Origin of the sequence: Nonomuraea sp. LP-02 (assembly GCF_036289125.1) — a bacterium.
GTDB lineage: Bacteria > Actinomycetota > Actinomycetes > Streptosporangiales > Streptosporangiaceae > Nonomuraea > Nonomuraea bangladeshensis.
Map to the genome: position 1 here is coordinate 4428048 of NZ_JAXCLK010000001.1, position 19711 is coordinate 4447758.

Genomic DNA, 19711 nt, shown 5'->3' on the forward strand with positions numbered 1-19711 from the left:
CGGTCCAGCGTGCCGATCCGCCGGGTGCGGGACCGGAGCGCGATCCAGCGGGTCTTCAGCACGCCGCCGCCGTCCTGCGGAGCAGGGGTTCGGCGGCGGTGCGGAGTTCGTCGCTGAACGGCGCGGGCCGCAGGGTGGCCGGGTCCAGGTTGACGTTGACGCGATAGCCCTCGGCGTGCACCACCGCGCGATCGGCCGACAGCACGCGGAAGCCGTAGACGCCGCTGGTGCGGCCCAGGCGCTCGATCCAGAAGTGCACCAGCGGCTCGCCCGGCCCCGCGATGGGCACGTGGTAGGTCACCTTGAACTCGCGCACGGCCAGGAAGACGTCCTTGAACGCCGACCCGGCCGGGTCCGGGGCCCAGCCCAGGCGCTGCCAGTAGGCGCTGATCGCCCGCTCGACCAGCAGGGCGTAGCGGGAGTTGTGCAGCAGGCCCATGGCGTCGAGGTCGTCGAAATGCACCTGGACCGGCTCGTGCACGCCGTCTTCGATCATGATCAGTCCTCCGGGAGAAGCGTGGGGTCGGGGCAGAGCGCGCGCAGGCGTTGCAGCACGGCGCGGCGGGCGTGGACGAGGGAGGCCGGCCCGTCGAGCAGGCGGGAATGGATGATCACCATCTCCCCGAGCGCGTCGATCTCGTACGCGAGCTGGGCGGCGTCCACGCCCTCCGCGAGCTCGCCCATCGACACGGCCTCGGTCACCTGCCGCCGGATGAACTCCTGCCAGTCGTTCATGGCCCGCGCGACGCGGTCGCGCAACGCGCCTGGACGGTCGTCGAACTCGGCCTGGACGGTGAAGAAGAAGCACCCGCCGGGAAGCACGCCCTCGCCGTAGAACCGCAGCCGCGCCTCGTGCAGCGCGAATAGCCGCCGCACCCCGGCCGGAGCCTGCAGGGCGGGCGCCACGATCCGCTCGGTCCACTGGCGGGCGGCCCATTCCACGGCGTCGAGCTGGAGCTGCTCCTTGTCGCGCCAATGGGCAAAAAATCCGGACTTACTGGTGCCGGTCGCCGCCGCCAATCGCCCCAGGGAGAGTCCGTCCAGCCCTTCGACGGAGGCCAGTGCCACCGCCTGCTCAAGGATCGCCTCGCGGCTGCGCAGCCCGCGCAGCCGCCGGCCGTCTTGTGTCATGGACGCAAACTACATTAACGACCGATCGTTTGCATAGTTCACCCCGTACCGCCCGGCGAAGGCGGTCAGCGCGGCGACCGCGTCACGGCCGCGCGTCCACGGCCGGACGATCAGCCGTTCGACGCCCAGCGCCGCCCACGCCGGGACCTCCTCGGGCGAGCCCAGCGCGTACGCGTGCGCCGTCACCGGCACCCCGCCCCCCAGCCGGTCGAGCTGCGGCCTGATGGAGTCGAGGGTGTGCGGCATGCTGATCCACCCGTCGCAGAGCCGTGCCGCGCGGCGCAGCGCCGCCGCCGACTCGCCGCCCGCGAGCACCGGCAGCCGCCGCTGCACGGGTTTGGGCTCGAAGGCGACCTCCGGGAAGGAGTAGAACCTGCCGGAATGGGCGACCACCGGCTCGGTCCACAGCCGCCGTACGACCGCGATGGCCTCGTCCAGCCGCGCCCCGCGCGTCTCGAACGGGATCCCGGCCGCGTCCCACTCCCCCCGGTACCAGCCGGCCCCCACCCCGCACACGGCCCGCCCGCCCGACACCACGTCCAGGGTGGCGAAGGCGCGCGCCGACACGAAGGGATGGCGCAGGGCGAGGAGCTGCACGGCGGTGCCGAGCAGCACCCGGCTGGTGTGCGCGGCCAGCCAGCAGAGGTACGCGGGCGCGTCGAACAGCGGCGTCTCCGGCCTGATCCCCGGGTCGGCGCCGCCCGGATAGCGGGCGAGCGACAAGTCCGTGGCGAAGACCAGGTGCTCGGGCAGCCACACCGACTCGAACCCCAGCTCGTCGGCCGCCACCGCGACGTCCTTCCACGCGGCCGGATGCAGCAGCCCGAGCGGCACCCCGAACTTCACGGCCACCTCCGTGCGTCGCCGCCGAGCAGCGCGGCCCGCAGGCGTGCGCGGTGGTCGGCGCCGGTCCCGTACGCCGCCCCCAGCGACCAGGCGCGGGCCAGCCAGAACCGCAGGTCCAGCTCGTCGGTGTAGCCGACGGCCCCGTGCACCTGGAGCGCGGAGCCGGCGGCGAGCGCGGCGGCCTCCCCCGCGGCGGCCTTGGCGGCGCTCGCGTCCCTGCCGGCGGCGGGCGCTCCGGCGTCCAGCGCGAGGGCGGCCCGCCACACGAGCGGCGCGGCGAACTCCACGGCCACGGCCACGTCGGCGAGCCGGTGCTTGACCGCCTGGAAGGACCCGATGGGCGCCCCGAACTGCGTCCGGACCCGCGCGTAGGCCACGGAACGCGCCAGCAGCTCCCTGGCCACGCCGACGAGCTGCGCGGCGGTCGCCACGGCGAGCCGGTGCAGCACGGGTTCGACCGATGACTCCAGCGGCTCGTACGCGTCGTAGGCGACGGCGAACAGCGGCCGGCACGGGTCGATCCCCGGCCGGGGGGTGATCTCGGCCGTCTCGACCAGCCGGACCCCGTCCGGGCCGAGCACCAGGAGGAGGCCGGCGAGGTCGGCGTCCGCCGCGTACGCCTGCCCGGGAGCGACCACGCTCACGCACAGCTCGCCGCCGGCGGCCTTGGGCAGCAGCGGCGCGGCCACGACGGTCTCCACGACCGGCCCGGGCAGGCAGGCCCGCCCGGTCTCCTCCAGCGCGGGCAGCACGTCGGTCAGCCCGAGCCCGAGCCCGTCGTGCTCGGGCGGCACCAGCGCGGCGAAGAGGCCGAGCTCGGCGAGCCGCCGCCAGCCCGGCCGCCGCTCGGTGCGCAGCGCGGCCGGCGGGCAGGCGTCCCTGAGCACGTCGCGGACGGCCGCGCCGAACGCGAGCTGCTCGTCGGTGAAGGCGAAGTTCATCGCGGCAGCCCCAGGACGCGTTCGGCGACGATGGTGCGCTGGATCTCGTTCGTGCCCGCGTAGATGGGCCCGGCCAGCGCGAACAGGAAGCCGTCCAGCCAGGGCGTCTCCCCGGCCCGCTCGCCGAGCAGCTCCAGGGCGAGGGCGTGCATGCGCAGGTCCAGCTCCGACCAGAAGATCTTGCCCAGGCTGGCGGCCGCCCCCGCCTCCTCCCCTGCCATGATCCGGCGCGCGGTCGCGTACGTGTGCAGCCGGTACGCCTCCGCCTCCGTCCAGCACCGCGCCGCCCGGTCGGCCGCCGCCGGGTCCCCTGACTCGCGGGCCAGTGCGAGGAGCCGGTCGGCGGTGGCGAGGAAACGTCCGGGGCTGCGCAGGGTGAGGCCGCGTTCGGAGGACGTGGTGGCCATGGCGATGGACCAGCCCTGCCCGGCCTCGCCCAGCACCATCGACTCCTCGACCCGCACGCCGTCGAAGTGCAGCTCGGCGAAGCCGGGCAGCCCGTCGAGCTGGGCGACGGGGCGGACCGCGACCTCGTCCAGGGGGAACATGAAGTAGGTCAGGCCCTTGTGGCGCGCTCCCGAGGTGCGGAAGAGGCCGAAGCCGTGGGTGGCGTGGGCGGCCCGCGAGCTCCACGTCTTGTGCCCGTACAGCCGCCAGCCGCCGCCGGGGGCGGGCTCGGCGCGGGAGGTGAGCGCGGCGAGGTCGCTGCCCGCCTCCGGCTCCGACCAGGCCTGCGCCCAGACGTCCGCACCGCGGGCCATGCGCGGCAGCCAGCGGGCGCGCTGCTCCGGGGTGCCGAACCGCATGAGGCACGGGGCCAGCAGGAAGATGCCGTTCTGGGTGACGCGGGCGGGGGCGCCGGCGGCCCAGTACTCCTCCTCGAAGATCAGCCAGTCGATGAGGGAGGCGCCGCGGCCGCCGTACTCCTCGGGCCAGGAGACCACCGAGAGCCGGGCCGCGGCGAGCCGCGCCTCCCACGCGCGGTGCGCCTGGAAGCCCTCGGCGGTGTCCATGGACGGCAGCGGCGGATCGGGGACGTTGGCGCTCAGCCAGTCGCGAACCTCGGCGCGGAAGTCCCGCTCGGCCGGGGAGAAGTCGAGATCCACGTCAACCAACCTAGCGCACGCTTGGTTGGTTGCCCAGCCTCCCGGGGTCAGTCCCCGTACGCCCGCCGCAGCGCCGCGATCCTGGTCTCCCGCGCCCGGCGGCTCAGCGCCGCGTCCGGCACCATCATGTCGAACCCGTGGAAGGCCCCCGGATACAGGTGGAACTCGGTCGACACCCCCGCCCGGGCCAGCCGCGAGGCGTAGTCCATGTCCTCGTCGCGGAACACCTCCACCTCGCCGACGTCGATGAACGCCGGCGGCAGCCCCGACAGGTCCTCGGCCCGCGCCGGGGCGGCGTACGGGGACACGTCGGGCCCGCCCGCCCGCTCGCCGAGCAGCGCCTGCCACCCGTAGCGGTTCGCGGACCTGTTCCAGACCACGGCGTCGGCATGCTGCTCGCTGGAGTGCGTGGCGTCGCGGTCGTCCAGCATGGGGCAGAGCAGGAACTGGAAGGCCACGTCGGGGCCGCCGCGGTCGCGGGCCAGCAGCACGGTCGCCGCCGCGAGCCCGCCGCCCGCGCTGGCCCCGCCCACCGCCAGCCTGGCCGGGTCGATGCCCAGCTCGGCGGCGGACTTGGCGGTCCACACCAGCCCCGCGTAGCAGTCCTCGACCGGCGCGGGATGCGGGTGCTCCGGGGCCAGCCGGTAGTCCACGGAGACCGCGACCAGGCCGAGCCGCTCGACGTAGTCGATCATCATCGCGTCGTCGAACTCGGGGCTGCCCATGATCATGCCGCCGCCGTGGATCCAGTAGAGGCCGGGCCGCTCCGCGCCGCCGCCCGCCGGGCGGTAGATCCGCACCCGCACCTCGGGCGCGTCGTCCGGCCCAGGGACGTACCGGTCCTCGATGGTCACGCCGGTCTCCGGCCGTGGCACGGCGGCCACGAACGCGTCGGCCTCCGCGCGCCGCGCCCGCAGATCCTCCAGCGTCATGGCCGCGAGGTCGACGACGGGCATGGAGGCCGCCTCGACCGCGGCGCGCAGCTCGGGATCAAGATTGGGGTGATAGGTCATGTCAGTGACCCTTCCACGCCACGCCGGGCGGTACTCCTCCGCAGATGGATATCCGTGATCCTTGGGGGCATGCTGGCGGACATGTGCCATTCCACCGACAGCAGGCCGCCCGCTCCGCCCGTCCAGGGAGAGGTGGCCGCGCACGAGCAGTTCGAGCTGACCGCGGCCGACGGCAACCGCTTCATGGCCTTCAGGGCCGAGCCCGCCGAGCCGAACGGCCGCAGCGTCGTGATCATGCCGGACGTGCGCGGGCTGCACCCGTTCTATCGCGACCTCGCGCTGCGCTTCGCCGAGGCGGGGTTCCGTACGATCGCGATCGACTACTTCGGCCGCACCGCGGGCATCGGCGACCGCGGCGACGACTTCGACTTCATGACGCACGTCAAGCAGCTGAACACCGACGGCATCCGCGCCGACGTGCGCGCCGCCACCGACGCGCTGCCCGGCCCGGTCTTCACGGTCGGCTTCTGCATGGGCGGCGCGCACTCCTGGCGGCAGGCCCACGAGGGCGGCAACGGCATCGCCGGCGGCATCGGCTTCTACGGCGCGCTGCGGGCCATCCAGGCGCCGGAGACCGGTCCCGGCGCGCCGGTCCTGCTGCTGCGCGGCGGCGCGGACACGGTCTCCACGCCGGAGCAGTTCGCGGCGTACGAGGCGGCGCTGGAGCGCGTCGGCACCCCGTACGAGGAGCACGTGTACGACGGCGCCCCGCACTCGTTCTTCGACCGCTCGTACAAGGAGTGGGAGAGCGCCTGCCAGGACGCCTGGCGGCGGATCCTGTCGTTCACCGAGCGGCACGCTCAGCCCAGGTAGGCGGCGCGGACCACCGGGTCCTCCCGCACCGAGGCGGGGGCGCCGGCCGCGATGACCCGGCCGAGGTCGAGCACGACGACGCGGTCGCAGACGTCCATGACGAAGCCCATGTCGTGCTCGACCAGCAGCACGGTCGTCTCCAGCGCCCGGACGACCTCGGCGAGCCGGGCGGTCTGGGCGGCGTCGAGTCCGGAGGTGGGCTCGTCGAGCAGCAGCAGCGCGGGCCGGTCGGCGAGCGCCCTGGCCAGCTCGACGAGCCGGCGCCGGCCGACGGGGAGCGCGGCGGCGTACGCCTCGCGCAGCGGCGTGAGCCTGCACAGCTCCAGCACCTCGGCCACGCGCTCGCGCCGCTCCCGCTCGCGCCGCCGCCGTCCCGGCCAGCCGGCGAGATCGGCGGCGAGCCCGCCGCCGCCCCAGCGCCGGTCGGACTCGTGCCAGTCGAGCGCGGCGAGCACGTTGTCGGCCACGGTGAGCCGGCCGAAGACCTGGGTGCGCTGGAACGTGCGGCGCACCCCCGCCCTGGCCCGCGCGGCCGGTGACGTCCCGGTCAGGTCGCGCCCGCGCAGGCGGACCCGGCCCGCGTCCGGCCGCCGCAGCCCGGACACCACGTCGAACAGCGTGGTCTTGCCCGCCCCGTTCGGCCCGATCACCCCGCACACCTGGCCTTCGGGCACCTCGAACGACACCTCCTCCAGCGCCCGGACCCCGCCGAACGCCACCGACACGCCCTCGATCGCCAGCACCGTCAGCCCACCCCCAGGTACGCGGCCGTGAGCCGGTCGCCGTCGACCTCCGACCTCGGCCCGGCCCAGGTGATCCGGCCGAGCCGCATGAACGCCACCCGGTCGGCGAGCGCCAGCGCCTCGGTCGCCTTCTCCTCGACCAGCAGCAGCGCCACCCCGCGCTCGCGCAGCTCGGCGAAGACCTCGAAGACCTGCCGGACGAGCAGCGGCGCGAGCCCGAGCGACGGCTCGTCGGCGATGAGCACGCGGGGCGGGCGGACCAGCGCCGGGGCGAGCGTGAGGAGCTGCTGCTCGCCGCCGGACAGCGCGCCGGCGAGGACGTCGCGGCGCTCGGCGAGGCGCGGCAACCGCTCGTAGACGGGCCGGGGGTCGGGCAGCCAGGTGCGCAGGTTCTCCTCGACGGTGAGGCCGGGGAAGACGCCGCGTCCCTCGGGGGCCAGCAGGATCCCGGCCCGGGCGCGGCGGTGGGCGGGCCAGGAGGTGACGTCCACGCCGTCGAGCAGGATCCGCCCCCCGGTGACCGGCAGGTCTCCGGCGGCCACGGCGCAGGAGGTGGACTTGCCGGCGCCGTTCGCGCCGAGCAGCGCGACGACCTCGCCGGGGCGGACGGCGAGGTCCACGCCACGGAGGACGGCGCAGTCGGCGTACCCGGCGGCGACGCCCTCCAGCCGGAAGACCGCGCCCTCGACAGGTGACGACACCGGTGGGCTGATGTCCGGTTCCGTGGGCGGCGGCCGGCGGTGGCGCAGCTCGGCGAGCTGGGTGAGCACGCCGTCCGGATGCTTGGCCAGGATCATGCCGCCGAGTCCGAACAGGATGGCCCCGACGTGCGCGGAGACGTCCCAGGTGGCCAGCAGCTCGGGCACGGCGACCGCGACGAGCCCGCCGAGCACCGCGCCGCCGATCCGGCGCACGCCCTGGAGCACCACGATCGCCAGCCAGACGAACCCGGAGAAGGCGGGCAGGTCGGTGGCGGTGATCGAGCCCTTCGCAACCGCGTACAGCACCCCGCCGAGCCCGGCGATGGCCGACGCCAGCACGAACAGCGTGATCTTGGCGCGGGTCGGCGACAGCCCGCAGGTGAGGGCGGCGGCCGGGGCCGAGCGCACGGCGAGGATGGCCCGCCCGGACGCCGACCGTTCCAGGTTGCGCACCAGCACCGCGACGCCGCCGATGAGCACGAGCAGCACCGCGACCAGCACCCGCGGGTCGGAGGTGTCGGCGAGGCCCAGCCCGAGCGCGGGCAGCGGCCAGCCGATGGTGCCGTTGCTGAAGGCGTCCACCTGGAAGAGCACCTGGTCGGCGAGGAGCGCGAGGGCGAGCGTGGCCAGCGTCAGCACCCGCCCGCCGAGACGCAGCGCGGGCAGCGCCACGAGCAGCCCGGCGGCCGCCGCCGCGAGCACGCCCAGCCCGATCGCGGCGGCGAACGGCAGCCCGGAGGCGAACGCCCAGCCGCAGGTGAGCGCGGCCATCGCGGCGAAGGCGGCCTGCGCCAGGTTCACCATGCCGCCGATCCCGGTGACCACGACGAACGAGCAGAAGATCAGCGCCAGCACCAGCCCCTGTGCGGCCACGCCCACGTAGTACGCGGGCGCGGCGAGCGCGAAGACGGCCAGCGCGGCCAGCCCGGCCGCCCACGGCAGGCGGCGGCGCCACGGCGGCAGCCCGGCCAGGTGGTCCGGCGGCGGGGCGTCCTCGGCGGCGCTGCCCGCGACCCGCTCGCGTGAGCGGTTGAGCAGCACCAGCCCGGCGAACAGCAGGATGACGGGCACGGCGGTGCGCAGCCCGGTGACCTCCTGGAGGAAGCCGGTGTATCCGGCGACCAGGTTCTGCACGACGCCGAGGGCGAGCCCGGCGGCGAACGTCCACGGGATCGAGCGCAGCCGCCCGAACACCGCCGCCGTGGCCGAGGCGAACAGCAGCACCGTGTACGCGGTCGCGTCCAGCCCGAGCACCGCGACCGCGAGCACCCCGGCGAGCCCGGCGAGGCCCGAGCCGAGCATCCAGGCCAGCGCGGAGGTCGCGTCCGGGTCGATGCCGCGCAGCGCCGCCAGGTCCCGCCGGTCCACGCAGGCGCGCATGCGCAGCCCGTACGGGGTGTGCCGCAGGAACGCCCACAGCCCGATCGCGGTGACCACGGCGAAGCCGAACGTGATGAGCTGGTCGGTGTCGAGCGTGACCCCCAGCACGCCGACGGGCACGGAGGGATGCGGGCCGACGCCGCGCGGCAGCGAGGTGGCGTCCGCGGGCGGCAGCCCGGCCAGGTCCACGACCAGCAGGCCGAGTGCGGGCAGCGCGATCGTCAGCCCGATGGTGGCGACGATCTGCGCGGTCTCCCCGGCCTTGGCGAGGCCCCTGAACATGGCCTTGTGCAGCACGTAGCCGAGCGCGGGCGCGAACACCCCGGCCGCGAGGAGCGCCGAGAGCCAGGCGGGCAGCCCGGCGGCGGCGTTGAGCTCGTGGAACAGCAGCGCGGCCAGGAAGCCGAGCGCCCCGTGGGCGAAGTTGAACACCCCGGTCGCGGCGTAGGAGAGCGTCAGGCCCGCTCCCATGATCGCGAAAATGCCGCCGGTGACCAGGCCGCTGAGGACGTAGCCGACGATCATCGGAGCGGCACGTTGTCGAAGCACTTCATGCTCTTGGCCACCCGGAAGGCGCCGCCCTCCAGCTTGACCAGCGCGCCGCAGCCGTTCGGCTCGGTGTGGTCCTTGGGGTACTCGATCCGGCCGAAGCCCGGGTTCTCGTACAGGTAGGAGCCGTTGGCCGTGGCGAGGAACTTCTCCCTGGTGAGGTCGCTGCCGGTCTTGCCGAGCAGGTCGAGGAAGATGTCGGCGGCCCAGTAGCCGATGGCCAGGTGCTGGGTGAGCGGGGTGCCGGGGGCGACCTTCTCGACGTCCTGTTTGAGCCGGGCGATCTCGGGGGCGGTGGACTCGAAGGGCTCGAACATCGGGGCGGCGATCACGCCGTCGAGCGCCGTGGCGCTGGCCGGGTCCTTGAGTATGGCGACGTCGTAGCTGGTGGCGTCGGTGAGCACGCCCTTGTACCCGGCCCGCTTGAGCGCGCCGTAGAGTCCGACGTTGAACTTGGTGCCGGCGATCACCGAGACCACCACGTCGGGCGGGCCGCCGTCGTCGGAGGTCATGATCTTGTTGACGTACGGGAGCCAGTCGGGGGGCGGCGCGGCGGCGGGCAGCCCCGAGTCGACCCCGGCCAGCTCGAAGCCCGCGGCGGTGAAGGACTGGGAGATGGTGGTGCCGCCGTACTTGCTGCCGCTGGAGTCGCTGGTCTGGACGTAGACGGTCTTGCCCTCGGCGCCGCCGAGCAGCTCGGCCATCTGCCGGCCCCACCAGGTCTGGGAGCCGTCGCCCTGCTTGGGGGCCAGGCAGCCGTTGTAGCCGAAGCCGGTCCTGGTGCCGCACCACTGGGGCCCGGTGGCCCAGCCGAACCACGGCACGCCCTGCTGCTCCAGGAAGGCCGCGCCGCCGAAGTTGGGCGCGTGCACCGGCACCAGGGCGAAGACCTGGTCCTTCTGCACGAGCTTCTTGGCGGCGGCGTCGCCCTTGGCCGCGTCCTGGCCGTCGTCCTCCGCGCCGATGAACTCGATCCTCCTGCCGTGCACGCCGCCCTCGGCGTTGGCCCGTTCGAAGCGGGCCTTCGCGCCGATCTCGGCGTCCTTGGTGGAGTAGCCGCTGGCGCTGGTCTTGGTGAGCACGCCACCGACCTTGACCGTCGTGCCGGTGACGCCCGGCGCGGCGTCACCCTCCTGCCGGGGGGCGCCCTGCTGCTGGGCGGCGCAGCCTGCTGTCGCCGCCAGCAGCACCGGTAGGAGCACCGCCGTCACACCCCGCCGTGCGATCATGGTCACCTCATGATTTGGCCTAGCGCTCGCTTGGTTTGGGGTGAGCGTAAATTCGCCTGGAAAGGGTGTCAACGGCCTACCTAGCAACCGCTTGCTCGAATTTCCCGGCCCGGTTACCGTGAGGCGCATGCTGATGCGCGCGGCCGTGCTGACCGGATTCCAGGCCCCCATGGAGATCCTCGAGGTGGAGATCGACGACCCCGGCCCCGGCGAGGTCCGCGTACGGATCAAGGCGTCCGGCGTGTGCGGCTCCGACCTCAAGGCCATCGATGGCAAGAGCCCCGTCGTACGCGAGCCGCCGTTCATCCTCGGCCACGAGAGCGCGGGCGTGGTGGAGAGCGTCGGCGCGGGCGTCACGGGGCTCAGGCCGGGCGACCCCGTCGTCATCGCCATGAACGGCCCGTGCGGGCGCTGCCGGCACTGCGGCGCGGGACAATTCCACCTGTGCTCGGGCCCGGCCCGGCTGCAGGCGATCATGGGGGGCGCGCCCCGCGTCCGCCTGGACGGCCGGGAGGCCCGCCGCTTCATCGGCATCGGCTCCTTCGCCGAGTACGCGGTCGTCGCCGAGACCATGTGCGTCAAGGTCGACGGCACCGCCGGCTTCGCCGCCCTGGCCCTGCTGGCCTGCGGCGTCGTCACCGGCGTCGGCGCGGTGCTCAACGTCGCCCGGGTGGAGCCCGGCTCGTCGGTCCTGGTCGTGGGCTGCGGCGGCGTGGGGCTCAACGTCGTCCAGGGCGCGGTGCTGGCGGGCGCGACCACGATCGTCGCGGCGGACGTGGCCGAGCCCAAGCTCAAGCTGGCCGAGCGCTTCGGCGCCACCCACACCCTGCTCGCCGCCGACCTCCCCCGGCAGGTGGGCGAGCTCGTACGGGGCGGCGCCGACTACGCCTTCGACGTGACCGGCGTCCCCGGCGTGCTGGCGCAGGCGTTCGCCGCCACGAGGCAGGGCGGCACGACGGTCATGGTCGGCAGCCCGCCGGCGGGGCGTCCGGTGGAGCTGGACCCTGGGCTGCTGTTCGCCTCCCGCCGCCTGATGGGCACCCAGGGCGGCGACGCCGCGCCGCACCGCGACCTGCCCATGCTCGCCGGCCTCTACCGGCGGGGCCGCCTCGACCTGGACGGCCTGATCTCCGAACGCCTCCCGCTCGACGCGGTCAACGACGCCGTCGCCCACGTACGGGAGGGGGCCGTCGCACGCACGGTGATCACGTTCTAGGCTATTCTAAGCTTCCTTAGAACGTTAGAAGGAGGCACAATGTCCTACCCCCCGATCCGTTACGAAGGCGAGAAGGGCACGACCGGCGGCGTCCTGCGGGCCGGCGACCTCGCCCCCGACCTGCGGATGGGCGAGAACGGCACCCAGGTCCACTACCTCGGCACCGGCGATTCCACGGGCGGCGCGTTCGGCCTCTACCGCTGGGAGATGGGCCCCAACCCGTCCGGCCCGAGCCCCCACTTCCACCGCACGATCACCGAGTCGTTCTACGTGCTGTCCGGCGAGATCAAGCTGTTCAACGGCGACACGTGGGCCACGGGCCGCCCCGGCGACTTCCTGTTCGTGCCGGAGGGCGGCATCCACGCCTTCCGCAACGACTCCGGCGCGCCCGCCTCGATGCTCATCCTGTTCACGCCGGGCGCGCCCCGCGAGGCGTACTTCGAGGAGCTGGCCGACATCGCCACCACCGGCCGGGAGCTCACGCCCGAGGAGTGGACGGAGCTCTACCTCCGGCACGACCAGTACATGGTCTGATGTCCGAGTTCCCCGAGGAGCCGATCTACCAGCAGCTCGCCCGCGTCTCCAAGGCCCTCGCCAACCCGGTGCGGCTGCGCCTGCTCGACGTGCTCGACCAGCGCGAGCGCACGGTCGAGGAGCTGGCCGCGGCGGCCGGCGTCGCGCTCAAGAACACCTCGGCGCAGCTCCAGCAGCTGCGCGCCGCCCACCTGGTGACCAGCAGGAGGGACGGCCCGCGGGTCTACTACCGGCTGGCCGACGAGCGGGTCTCCCGCTTCCTCGGCGAGCTCCAGGGCTTCGCCCACGACCGGCTGGCCGGGCTGCGCGACGCCGTACGCGACCGGCTCGGCACGATGGAGGGCGTCACCGCCGGCGAGCTGGCCGGCCGCCTGGCCGACCCGGCCACGCTCGTCCTCGACGTACGCCCGGCCGCCGACTACGCGGCCGGGCACGTCCCCGGGGCGATCTCGATGCCGCTGGCCGAGCTGCGCGAACGGCTGGCCGAGCTGCCGCGCGACGCCTCGATCGTGGCCTACTGCGGCGGGCCGTACTGCGTGGTCTCGCCCGAGGCCGTACGGGTGCTGCGCGAGCACGGCTTCGACGCCCGCCCGCTCGACGGCGGCTACCTGGGATGGCGGCGCGGAATGTGATATTCACTGCGAGTGACCGAACCATCACAACAGAGGCAGGCGCACCTACGCCTCGCCCGCACCGCCGTGGCCGTTCTGTCCGGGCTCCTCGCCCTGGGCGGCCCGGCCCCGGCCTCCGCCGCCCGCCTCTACGACTTCGCGGTGCCCGACGTCGTCATCCGGAGCGAGCCGACGGCGAGCTCCGGCCAGGTCGGCCTCGGCCAGCCCGGCGAGAGCTTCGCCCTCCACCGTTCCGAGGAGCACGAGCTCTACCGCTGCGGCCCGTTCGGGAGCACCCTGTGGCACCACGGCCGCAACCTGGCCACCGGCGTCACCGGGTGGGTGCCCGCCTGCGACACCGACGACCCCGACTGACGCCTATACCCCGGCGGGTTGGCGGTGCCTGGGGGCCGGCGGCGCGGCCTCCTCCTCGTCCTCCTCGTGGCCCTCCACCGACAGGTTCGGCAGGAGCCGGTCCAGCCAGCGCGGGCACCACCAGTTGGCCCGGCCGAGCAGCACCATCGTGGCGGGCACCAGGAACCCGCGGATGATCGTGGCGTCCACCGCGATCGCCACCGCGAGCCCCACGCCGAACGTCTTGACCAGCGCGTCCGGATAGGCGATGAACGCCACGAAGACGGCCACCATGATCAGCGCGGCGGAGGTGATGACCCGCCCGGTCGAGCCGAGCCCCTCGGCCACCGCCCGCGCGTTGCGCCCGTGCCGCGCGTACGACTGCCGCACCGCCGTCAGCAGGAACACCTCGTAGTCCATCGACAGCCCGAACAGCACCGCGAACAGCATCAGCGGCACATAACTCTCGATCGGCACGGTGAAGAAGACCGTCTGCAGGTACGACGAGCTGACCGGCGCGTCCATGCCCACCAGCCCGCTGCCGAGCCCGATCGAGAACACCAGCGCCAGCGCGCCGAACGCGGCCCCGAGCGAGACCAGGTTCATCACCGCCGCCTTGATCGCGACCACCGGCGCGCGGAAGGCGAACAGCAGCAGCAGCGCGCTGAGCAGCACCACCACGCCGATGACCAGCGGGGTGCGCTCGGCCATGCGGTCACCGGCGTCCGTGAGCCCCGCGACCTTGCCGCCGACGTGCACGTCCACGCCGGGCAGCGCGATCTTCCTGACCTCGTGGACGACGTCCACGGTCCGGCTGTCGCTGGGGGCGTACTCGGGGATCGCCTGGAGCAGCACCGAGCGGCCCGAGTCGTTGACCTTGGGGTCGGTGACGTGCGCGACGCCCTCGACGTCCCCGACCGCGCTCTTGAGCTCCTTGACCAGCGGGTCCTTGGCGTCCTTCACCTTCTCCGGCAGCTCGGCGACCACGATGAGCGGGCCGTTGGAGCCGGGGCCGAAGGCCGTGGCCATCAGCTCGTACGCGCGCCGCGAGTCCGACCCCTGGGTGCCGTACCCCTCGTCGAGCGAGCCGAGCTTGAGCGCGAGCGCCGGGGCGGCCAGCGCGCCGAGCACGACCATGCTGGCGAGCAGCACCCGCCACGGCCGGCGCGCCACCCACGAGCCGAGCCCGGCCCATCCGCCGCCCCCGGAGCCGGAACCGGCGGCGCGCAGGCCGGGCACCTTGAGCGCGTTGACGCGGTGGCCGAGCAGCCCGAGCAGGGCGGGAACGAGCGTGATGGAGGTCAGCACGGCGGCGACGACGGAGATGCCGGTGACCCAGCCGAGCGTGGCCAGCAGCGGGAACCCGGCCAGCAGCAGCGCGCTCAGCGCGATGATCACAGTGCCGCCGGCGAAGACGACCGCGCCGCCGGAGCTGGCGACCGTGCGGCGTACCGACTCGACCACCGGCACGCCCTGGGCGAGCAGCCGGCGGTGGCGCGAGAGCAGGAACAGCGCGTAGTCGATGCCGACGCCGAGCCCGATCATCGTGGCCATGATGCCGGCCTGCTTGGGCATGTCCACGACCCAGCCGAGCAGCCCGATCAGGCCGAGCCCCGAGGCCACGCTGACCAGCGCCGCGAAGATCGGCACCAGCGCGGCGACCAGCGTCCCGAACGCGAACACCAGCACCAGCAGCGCGCACACCACGCCGATGATCTCGCTCGGCCCGGTCTTGATCTCCTTGTCCGCGGGGCTGGAGCTGTCGGCGGGGACGACCTCCAGCCCGGCGGCGCGCGCGGGGTCGGCGGCCTTCGACAGGGTCTGCGTCGTCTCGGCGACCTTGTTCGGGTCCTGGCCCTGGAGCCTGACGCCGATGACGCCGATCTGCAGGTTCGAGGAGATGCCGCCGACGCGGAAGGGCGTGTCCACCTTGTCGACGTGCGGCACCTGGCGGATGGCCGCGATCGCGTCCTCGACGGCCCGCTTGCGTTTGTCCTCCAGCAGCGGCCCGTCGGGCGAGTACACCAGGAGCTGAATGCTGCCGCCCTGGTCGTAGCCGGGCCCGAAGCCCTCCTTCATGAGGTCGTGGGCACGCTGCGCGTCGGTGCCGGGGATGCTCGCGTCGTTGCTGGTGGGGCTGGGGAAAGCGAGGTTCGCTCCCATGAGGCCGGCCGCCACCACGACCCATAATGCGAGTACGATCCCGCCGTGCCGCGCGCACCAGCCGCCCAGCCGCCCCAGCAACCGCGTCATCGCTCCGCCCCCACCCTCGACGCCCGTCCTGTACGGTCGTACAAAATACGATAAGGCCGGAACACTCCGGCAGGCTGTCCCCCCAGGGAAATGAGACGATGACCACAGCCGACGACACGCGCACCCGGATCCTGGCCGCGGCCAGGGAGTTGTTCGCCGAGCGCGGCTACGCCGCCACCTCGCTCGCCGACATCGCCGCCGCCGTCGGCCTCACCAAGACCGCCGTCGCCTACCACTTCCACCCCAAGGACCGGCTGGCGTCCGAACTGCTGTCGCCGGTGGCCGGCGACATGCTGGCGCTGCTCGGCGACGACTACGCCGACCGGCAGGCGTTCGTGTCGGCGCTGGTCTCGTTCGCGGTGCGCTACCGGTCGGTGATCCGGCTGTTCATGGAGGACCTGGCCGGCGACGACGCCGTCTCCCCCGTCTCGCCCGACTCGGAGGCGGCGGCGATCCGCACCTTCCGCGACGGCATCTTCGTCAAACTGGCCGGGGAGGACCCGGACCCGGCGACGACCGTACGCTGCTGGGCGCTGCTCGGAGCGCTGCAGTGGGGCGTGGCCAAGACCATGGACCTGCCGGAGGACGAGGTCGAGGCGTTCCTCCTGGAGGCGGTCCGCACCCTGTGACCCCCGTTCTCTCAGGACGCTTCTGGGGGGACCTCGCTGCCGCCGGACGGGAGCGTCGGGGTGGCGGAGGGCTCGGGGTCGGGGCCGGACTGGCTCTGCAGGCCGACGGTGAGGACGACGGCCGCGCCGGACCCGGCACACGTGCCCGCCTGAAGGCTCTGGGCGATGACCACGCCCACCTGCGACGCGTTGTCGACGACCTGGCCCCGCGCCCGTGCGGTGAGCCCCGCGGCCCGGAGCGCGGCGCGGGCGTCCGCGCGGGACCGGCCGACCACCGAGGGGACGGTCACGCCCTCTCTGGACACGGTCAGCGCCACCGCCGTGCCGCCCGCGACGCGCGTGCCCGGCGCGGGCCGCGCGGCGAGGACGCTGTCGTCCGGCTTGGCCGAGCACGTACGGGTGACCGCGCCGGCCTTGAGACCCGCGGCGGCCAGGGCGGAGAGGGCGGCCTCGCGCTGCTGCCCGATCACGGCCGGGACGGGGACCCCCGCCGACACCCGGAGCGCGACCGCCGCGCCCTTCGCCGCCTTGGTGCCCGCGGCGGGCTCGCTGGACAGCACCTTGCCGATCTTCTCCGGCGAGTCGGCCTGGGTCACCGCGCCGGGGACGAGACCCGCCCGCTTGATCGCCTTGACCGCCGCGGCCCGGTCCAGGCCGGTCAGCGCCGGAACGGTCACCGGGGGCAACGCGGGGGCGGTGCCCGGGTTGGTGGCCGGGTTGGTGGCGGGGTTCGTAACCGGCCGGGGCTGGGTGCGGTCGACGGGCTGGTTCCGCTGGCCCTGACGCGGCGGGGCGGTGGTGGACCGCGGCTTCGTGGTGCCGGGCCCGGACGTCACGGGCCGAGTCCCGGCCATCGGGCCGGCCACCTGCGCGACCTGGCCGTTCCTGCCGATGGTGGGGACGAGCACGGCGAGCAGCACGGTGGCGGTCACCAGCAGGGCCACGGAGACAGCGAGCGCCGCCCGCAACCACCCCGTCCTCCTGGCGGGATCCCCAGCGCCCCCCAGGCGCCCGTTTCCGGGCGGCCCCGCCCCGCCCCGCCCAGGCGTTCCCATCCCTGGACCGCCCCGCCCGGCCGGCCCCATTCCCAGCTCGCCCCGCCCGGCCGCCCCCATCCCCAACCCGTCCCGCCCGGCCGGGGACGTGGGGGCGGCTGAAGCCGGGAAGGCCGAGGCACTCGGGGAGACGGGCTCGCTGGGGTCGTCTCCCCCGGGAAGCACGTAGCCGCCAGGGGTGCCGGTGGCCTCGGGCTCGGCGACCGGCACGCGCTGCTCGGGAACCAGGGGCGGGGGCGACGGGTCCGGGGGCGGGGCGCGGAGGATGTGCGGGGGCGGGGTGGCGAGGACCTCGGCGGGCAGTGCCGCCGCCGACGACTCCCCCAGCAGCTCGAACAGCAGCTCCCTGCTCCCCGGCCGATTCCTGGCGTCCTTCTCCAGGCACGCCTCGACCAGCACCCGCAGCCGCCCCTCCAGCCGGCCGAGTTCGGGCGGGGCGGTGAGGATACGGTGCAGGACCGGCGCCACGGAGTCCTGCCCGAACGGGGCCGTCGCGTTGGCGGCGAAGCACATCGTCGCGGCCCACGAGAACACGTCTGCCTTGCCGGTGACGGCCGAGGCGGTGATCTGCTCCGGCGCCATGTACGCCGGCGTCCCCACCCCCCTGCCGCTCACCGTCGCCGCCGCGTCGAGGGCGCGGGCGAGGCCGAAGTCGATCACGCGCGGCCCATCGGAGCCGAGCAGCACGTTCTGGGGCTTGAAGTCGCGGTGGACGATGCCCGCCCGGTGGATCGCGGTGATCGCGGTCGCCGTGCCGACCGCCAGCCGCTCAAGCGCGCCGCCGCGCCGCGGCCCGGTCAGCGCGACCTCGCGGGCCAGGGACGGCCCGTCCACGTACTCGCTCACGATGTACGCCCGGCCCTCGTCGAACCCGGCGTCGATCACCAGCGCCGTGCAGAACCTCGCCACGTGCTTGGCCAGCTCGACCTCGCGCAGGAACGCCGCCCGCTCGTCGCCCACCGGTCCGTGGAGCAGCTTGACCGCGTACGCCTCGCCGTCCCTCGCGCCGAGGAACACGACGCCCTGGCCGCCCTCCCCGAGGCGCCCGGACAGCTCGTACGCACCGAGCCGGGCCGGGTCCCCCGTCCTGAGCGGCTGTGCCGTTGGCACCGGGTGCCTCCCCTCGCCGCCACCCGTTCCTGCTTACCAGTGGAAGCAACCGGTTGCTCGCAGTCAACCTCGCGCAGGACAATGCCACCTGACCGTGATACTCGCCCGTCAGGAAGCGCGGGTCACGGTGCCCGAATACGTCACTTCTTCCTGGCCCTCGCGCGTCACCTTGATGGCGAGCTGGTCGGCGTACGCGGTGGGCAGCAGCCGCAGCGTCCCTGGATAGCACGCCTCGCCCGCGACATCGTGGAGGGCGTACACCGTCCCGCCGGCGCCGTCGGGGCCGACGCGGCCTGAGCAGTGCAGGTCGCTGCCCCAGCGCATGGTGCCCGCGCCGTCCTCGCCGAGGCGCAGCTCCACCGGGAACACCCGCTCGGCCGTGGCGTGCTCGGCCGATCCGGTCCAGGTGCCGGCCAGGCCGGGGGCGTGCGCGCCCTGGAGCCAGTAGAAGGCCCCGGCGACCGCCATGGCCAGCCCGGCCAGCCCGACGGCCACCTGCCACGCCCGGGGCCGCCGCCGCGCCGGCCGGGGCTCGGGAGCGAGGGCGGTTCCGGTGACGGCCGGGAAGGCGGTGGTCTGGACCGGGTCGGTGATGGTGGCGGCGGCTGGGACCGAATCGGAGGTGGTGGCCGCGGAGCGCGGGGTGATGGCGGCCATGGCGCCCGAGGTCAGGACGTCCCCGCCCGACCCGTCCTGCCCCAGCAGCCGCCGCAGCACCTCCTCCGCGTCCGGCCGGTCACCGGGCTCCCGCGCCAGGCACGCCTCGACGATCTCCCGCAGCCGCCCGGCGAGCGGCCCCAGGTCGGGCTTGCCGAACAGGATCCTGGCCAGCACCTCCTGATAGGTCTCCCCCGTGTACGCGTGCCGCCCGCTCGCCGTGTACGCCACCGTCAGCGCCCAGGCCCACAGGTCGGCCGGCGGCCCGGCGCCCTCGCCGTTGATCCGCTCGGGCGGCAGGTAGGCGGGGGTCCCGACGGGCGAGATCCCGGTGGTGACCGTGGTGCCCACCAGGCGCGAGATGCCGAAGTCGATCACGCGGGGCCCGTCCAGGCCGAGCAGCACGTTGCCGGGCTTGAAGTCCCGGTGCACGACCCCGGCCCGGTGGATGGCGCCGAGCGCGGTCGCGGTGCCGATGGCCAGCCGTTCGAGGGAGCCGCCGAGCCGCGGCCCCCTGGCGGTGACGTGCTCGCGCAGCGACGGTCCCTCGACGTACTCGCTGACCAGGTAGGGCCGGTCGCCTTCGAGGTCGGCGTCGAGGAGCTGGGCGGTGCAGAACGCGGCCACCCGCCGGACGGCCTCGACCTCGCCGAGGAAGCGCCGTCGTACGGCGGGATCGGCGGAGAGCCCGGCGTGCAGCAGCTTGACCGCGACCTGCGCGCCCTGCGGCGAGTGGCCGAGATAGACGACGCCCTGCCCGCCCTGCCCGAGCCGTCGCGACAACCGGTAGGACCCCAGGTGGCGTGGGTCGTCGGGACGTAACTCGGACATGCTCCGGAA

General features: G+C 74.3%; 18 protein-coding genes. 6 read left to right on the plus strand and 12 right to left on the minus strand.

The window, feature by feature from the left end; all coding sequences use genetic code 11:
- Positions 1-55: 55 nt before the first annotated feature.
- Genes SMD20_RS20545 through SMD20_RS20570 form a run of 6 tightly spaced genes read right to left on the minus strand, consistent with a single transcriptional unit; the run spans position 56 to position 5037 of the window.
- A complete protein-coding gene (locus tag SMD20_RS20545) occupies positions 56-496 on the minus strand; it encodes an acyl-CoA thioesterase (RefSeq protein WP_329583511.1) in 441 nt (146 codons plus the stop codon).
- Positions 497-498: 2 nt separating this feature from the next.
- The gene (locus tag SMD20_RS20550; protein ID WP_329583514.1) at positions 499-1131 is read right to left on the minus strand and encodes a TetR/AcrR family transcriptional regulator; all 633 of its coding nucleotides are present in this window, start codon (positions 1129-1131) and stop codon (positions 499-501) included.
- A gap of 9 nt (positions 1132-1140) precedes the next feature.
- On the minus strand, positions 1141-1977 hold the full coding sequence (locus SMD20_RS20555; RefSeq protein ID WP_329583517.1) for a TIGR03619 family F420-dependent LLM class oxidoreductase: 837 nt from the start codon (positions 1975-1977) through the stop codon (positions 1141-1143).
- Complete coding sequence (locus SMD20_RS20560) at positions 1974-2918, minus strand: acyl-CoA dehydrogenase family protein (RefSeq protein WP_329583519.1); 945 nt, start codon at positions 2916-2918, stop codon at positions 1974-1976. Before SMD20_RS20560 ends, SMD20_RS20555 begins: the two co-directional genes overlap by 4 nt.
- The gene (locus SMD20_RS20565; RefSeq protein ID WP_329583522.1) at positions 2915-4024 is read right to left on the minus strand and encodes an acyl-CoA dehydrogenase family protein; all 1110 of its coding nucleotides are present in this window, start codon (positions 4022-4024) and stop codon (positions 2915-2917) included. The genes SMD20_RS20560 and SMD20_RS20565 overlap by 4 nt, the downstream gene beginning before the upstream one ends.
- A gap of 47 nt (positions 4025-4071) precedes the next feature.
- A complete protein-coding gene (locus SMD20_RS20570; RefSeq protein WP_329583524.1) occupies positions 4072-5037 on the minus strand; it encodes an alpha/beta hydrolase in 966 nt (321 codons plus the stop codon).
- 69 nt (positions 5038-5106) lie between these two features.
- Between SMD20_RS20570 and SMD20_RS20575 the strand changes: the two genes are divergently transcribed.
- The gene (locus SMD20_RS20575) at positions 5107-5850 is read left to right on the plus strand and encodes a dienelactone hydrolase family protein (RefSeq protein ID WP_329583527.1); all 744 of its coding nucleotides are present in this window, start codon (positions 5107-5109) and stop codon (positions 5848-5850) included.
- Here SMD20_RS20575 and SMD20_RS20580 read toward each other — a convergent pair.
- Genes SMD20_RS20580 through SMD20_RS20590 form a run of 3 tightly spaced genes read right to left on the minus strand, consistent with a single transcriptional unit; the run spans position 5838 to position 10452 of the window.
- On the minus strand, positions 5838-6593 hold the full coding sequence (locus tag SMD20_RS20580; RefSeq protein ID WP_329583529.1) for an ABC transporter ATP-binding protein: 756 nt from the start codon (positions 6591-6593) through the stop codon (positions 5838-5840). The genes SMD20_RS20575 and SMD20_RS20580 overlap by 13 nt on opposite strands.
- Before the next feature lie 2 nt (positions 6594-6595).
- Positions 6596-9199, minus strand: coding sequence for an ABC transporter permease subunit (locus SMD20_RS20585; protein WP_329583531.1), 2604 nt, complete (start codon positions 9197-9199; stop codon positions 6596-6598).
- Positions 9196-10452 carry an ABC transporter substrate-binding protein gene (locus tag SMD20_RS20590; protein WP_329583534.1) on the minus strand — a complete coding sequence of 419 codons (1257 nt, stop codon included), beginning with the start codon at positions 10450-10452 and terminating at the stop codon, positions 9196-9198. Before SMD20_RS20590 ends, SMD20_RS20585 begins: the two co-directional genes overlap by 4 nt.
- 127 nt (positions 10453-10579) lie before the next feature.
- Between SMD20_RS20590 and SMD20_RS20595 the strand changes: the two genes are divergently transcribed.
- Genes SMD20_RS20595 through SMD20_RS20610 form a run of 4 tightly spaced genes read left to right on the plus strand, consistent with a single transcriptional unit; the run spans position 10580 to position 13188 of the window.
- On the plus strand, positions 10580-11668 hold the full coding sequence (locus tag SMD20_RS20595) for an alcohol dehydrogenase catalytic domain-containing protein (RefSeq protein WP_329583536.1): 1089 nt from the start codon (positions 10580-10582) through the stop codon (positions 11666-11668).
- A gap of 39 nt (positions 11669-11707) precedes the next feature.
- A complete protein-coding gene (locus tag SMD20_RS20600) occupies positions 11708-12202 on the plus strand; it encodes a cupin domain-containing protein (protein ID WP_329583538.1) in 495 nt (164 codons plus the stop codon).
- Positions 12202-12834, plus strand: coding sequence for an ArsR/SmtB family transcription factor (locus SMD20_RS20605; protein ID WP_329583541.1), 633 nt, complete (start codon positions 12202-12204; stop codon positions 12832-12834). Before SMD20_RS20600 ends, SMD20_RS20605 begins: the two co-directional genes overlap by 1 nt.
- 12 nt (positions 12835-12846) lie before the next feature.
- Entirely contained in the window at positions 12847-13188 is a 342-nt protein-coding gene (locus SMD20_RS20610; protein WP_329583543.1) for a hypothetical protein, read from the plus strand.
- A gap of 3 nt (positions 13189-13191) precedes the next feature.
- Here SMD20_RS20610 and SMD20_RS20615 read toward each other — a convergent pair whose 3' ends face one another.
- Positions 13192-15420, minus strand: a complete 2229-nt coding sequence (locus SMD20_RS20615) for an MMPL family transporter (RefSeq protein WP_329583544.1) — start codon at positions 15418-15420, stop codon at positions 13192-13194.
- A gap of 98 nt (positions 15421-15518) precedes the next feature.
- Between SMD20_RS20615 and SMD20_RS20620 the strand changes: the two genes are divergently transcribed.
- Complete coding sequence (locus SMD20_RS20620) at positions 15519-16049, plus strand: TetR/AcrR family transcriptional regulator (protein WP_329583547.1); 531 nt, start codon at positions 15519-15521, stop codon at positions 16047-16049.
- An 11-nt stretch (positions 16050-16060) separates the two neighbouring features.
- On the opposite strand, the gene SMD20_RS20625 is transcribed toward SMD20_RS20620, so the two are convergent.
- A complete protein-coding gene (locus tag SMD20_RS20625; RefSeq protein WP_329583549.1) occupies positions 16061-18214 on the minus strand; it encodes a protein kinase domain-containing protein in 2154 nt (717 codons plus the stop codon).
- 108 nt (positions 18215-18322) lie between these two features.
- Positions 18323-19702 (minus strand): serine/threonine-protein kinase, encoded by a 1380-nt coding sequence (locus SMD20_RS20630; protein ID WP_329583551.1) that lies wholly within the window; start codon positions 19700-19702, stop codon positions 18323-18325.
- Positions 19703-19711 lie beyond the last annotated feature (9 nt).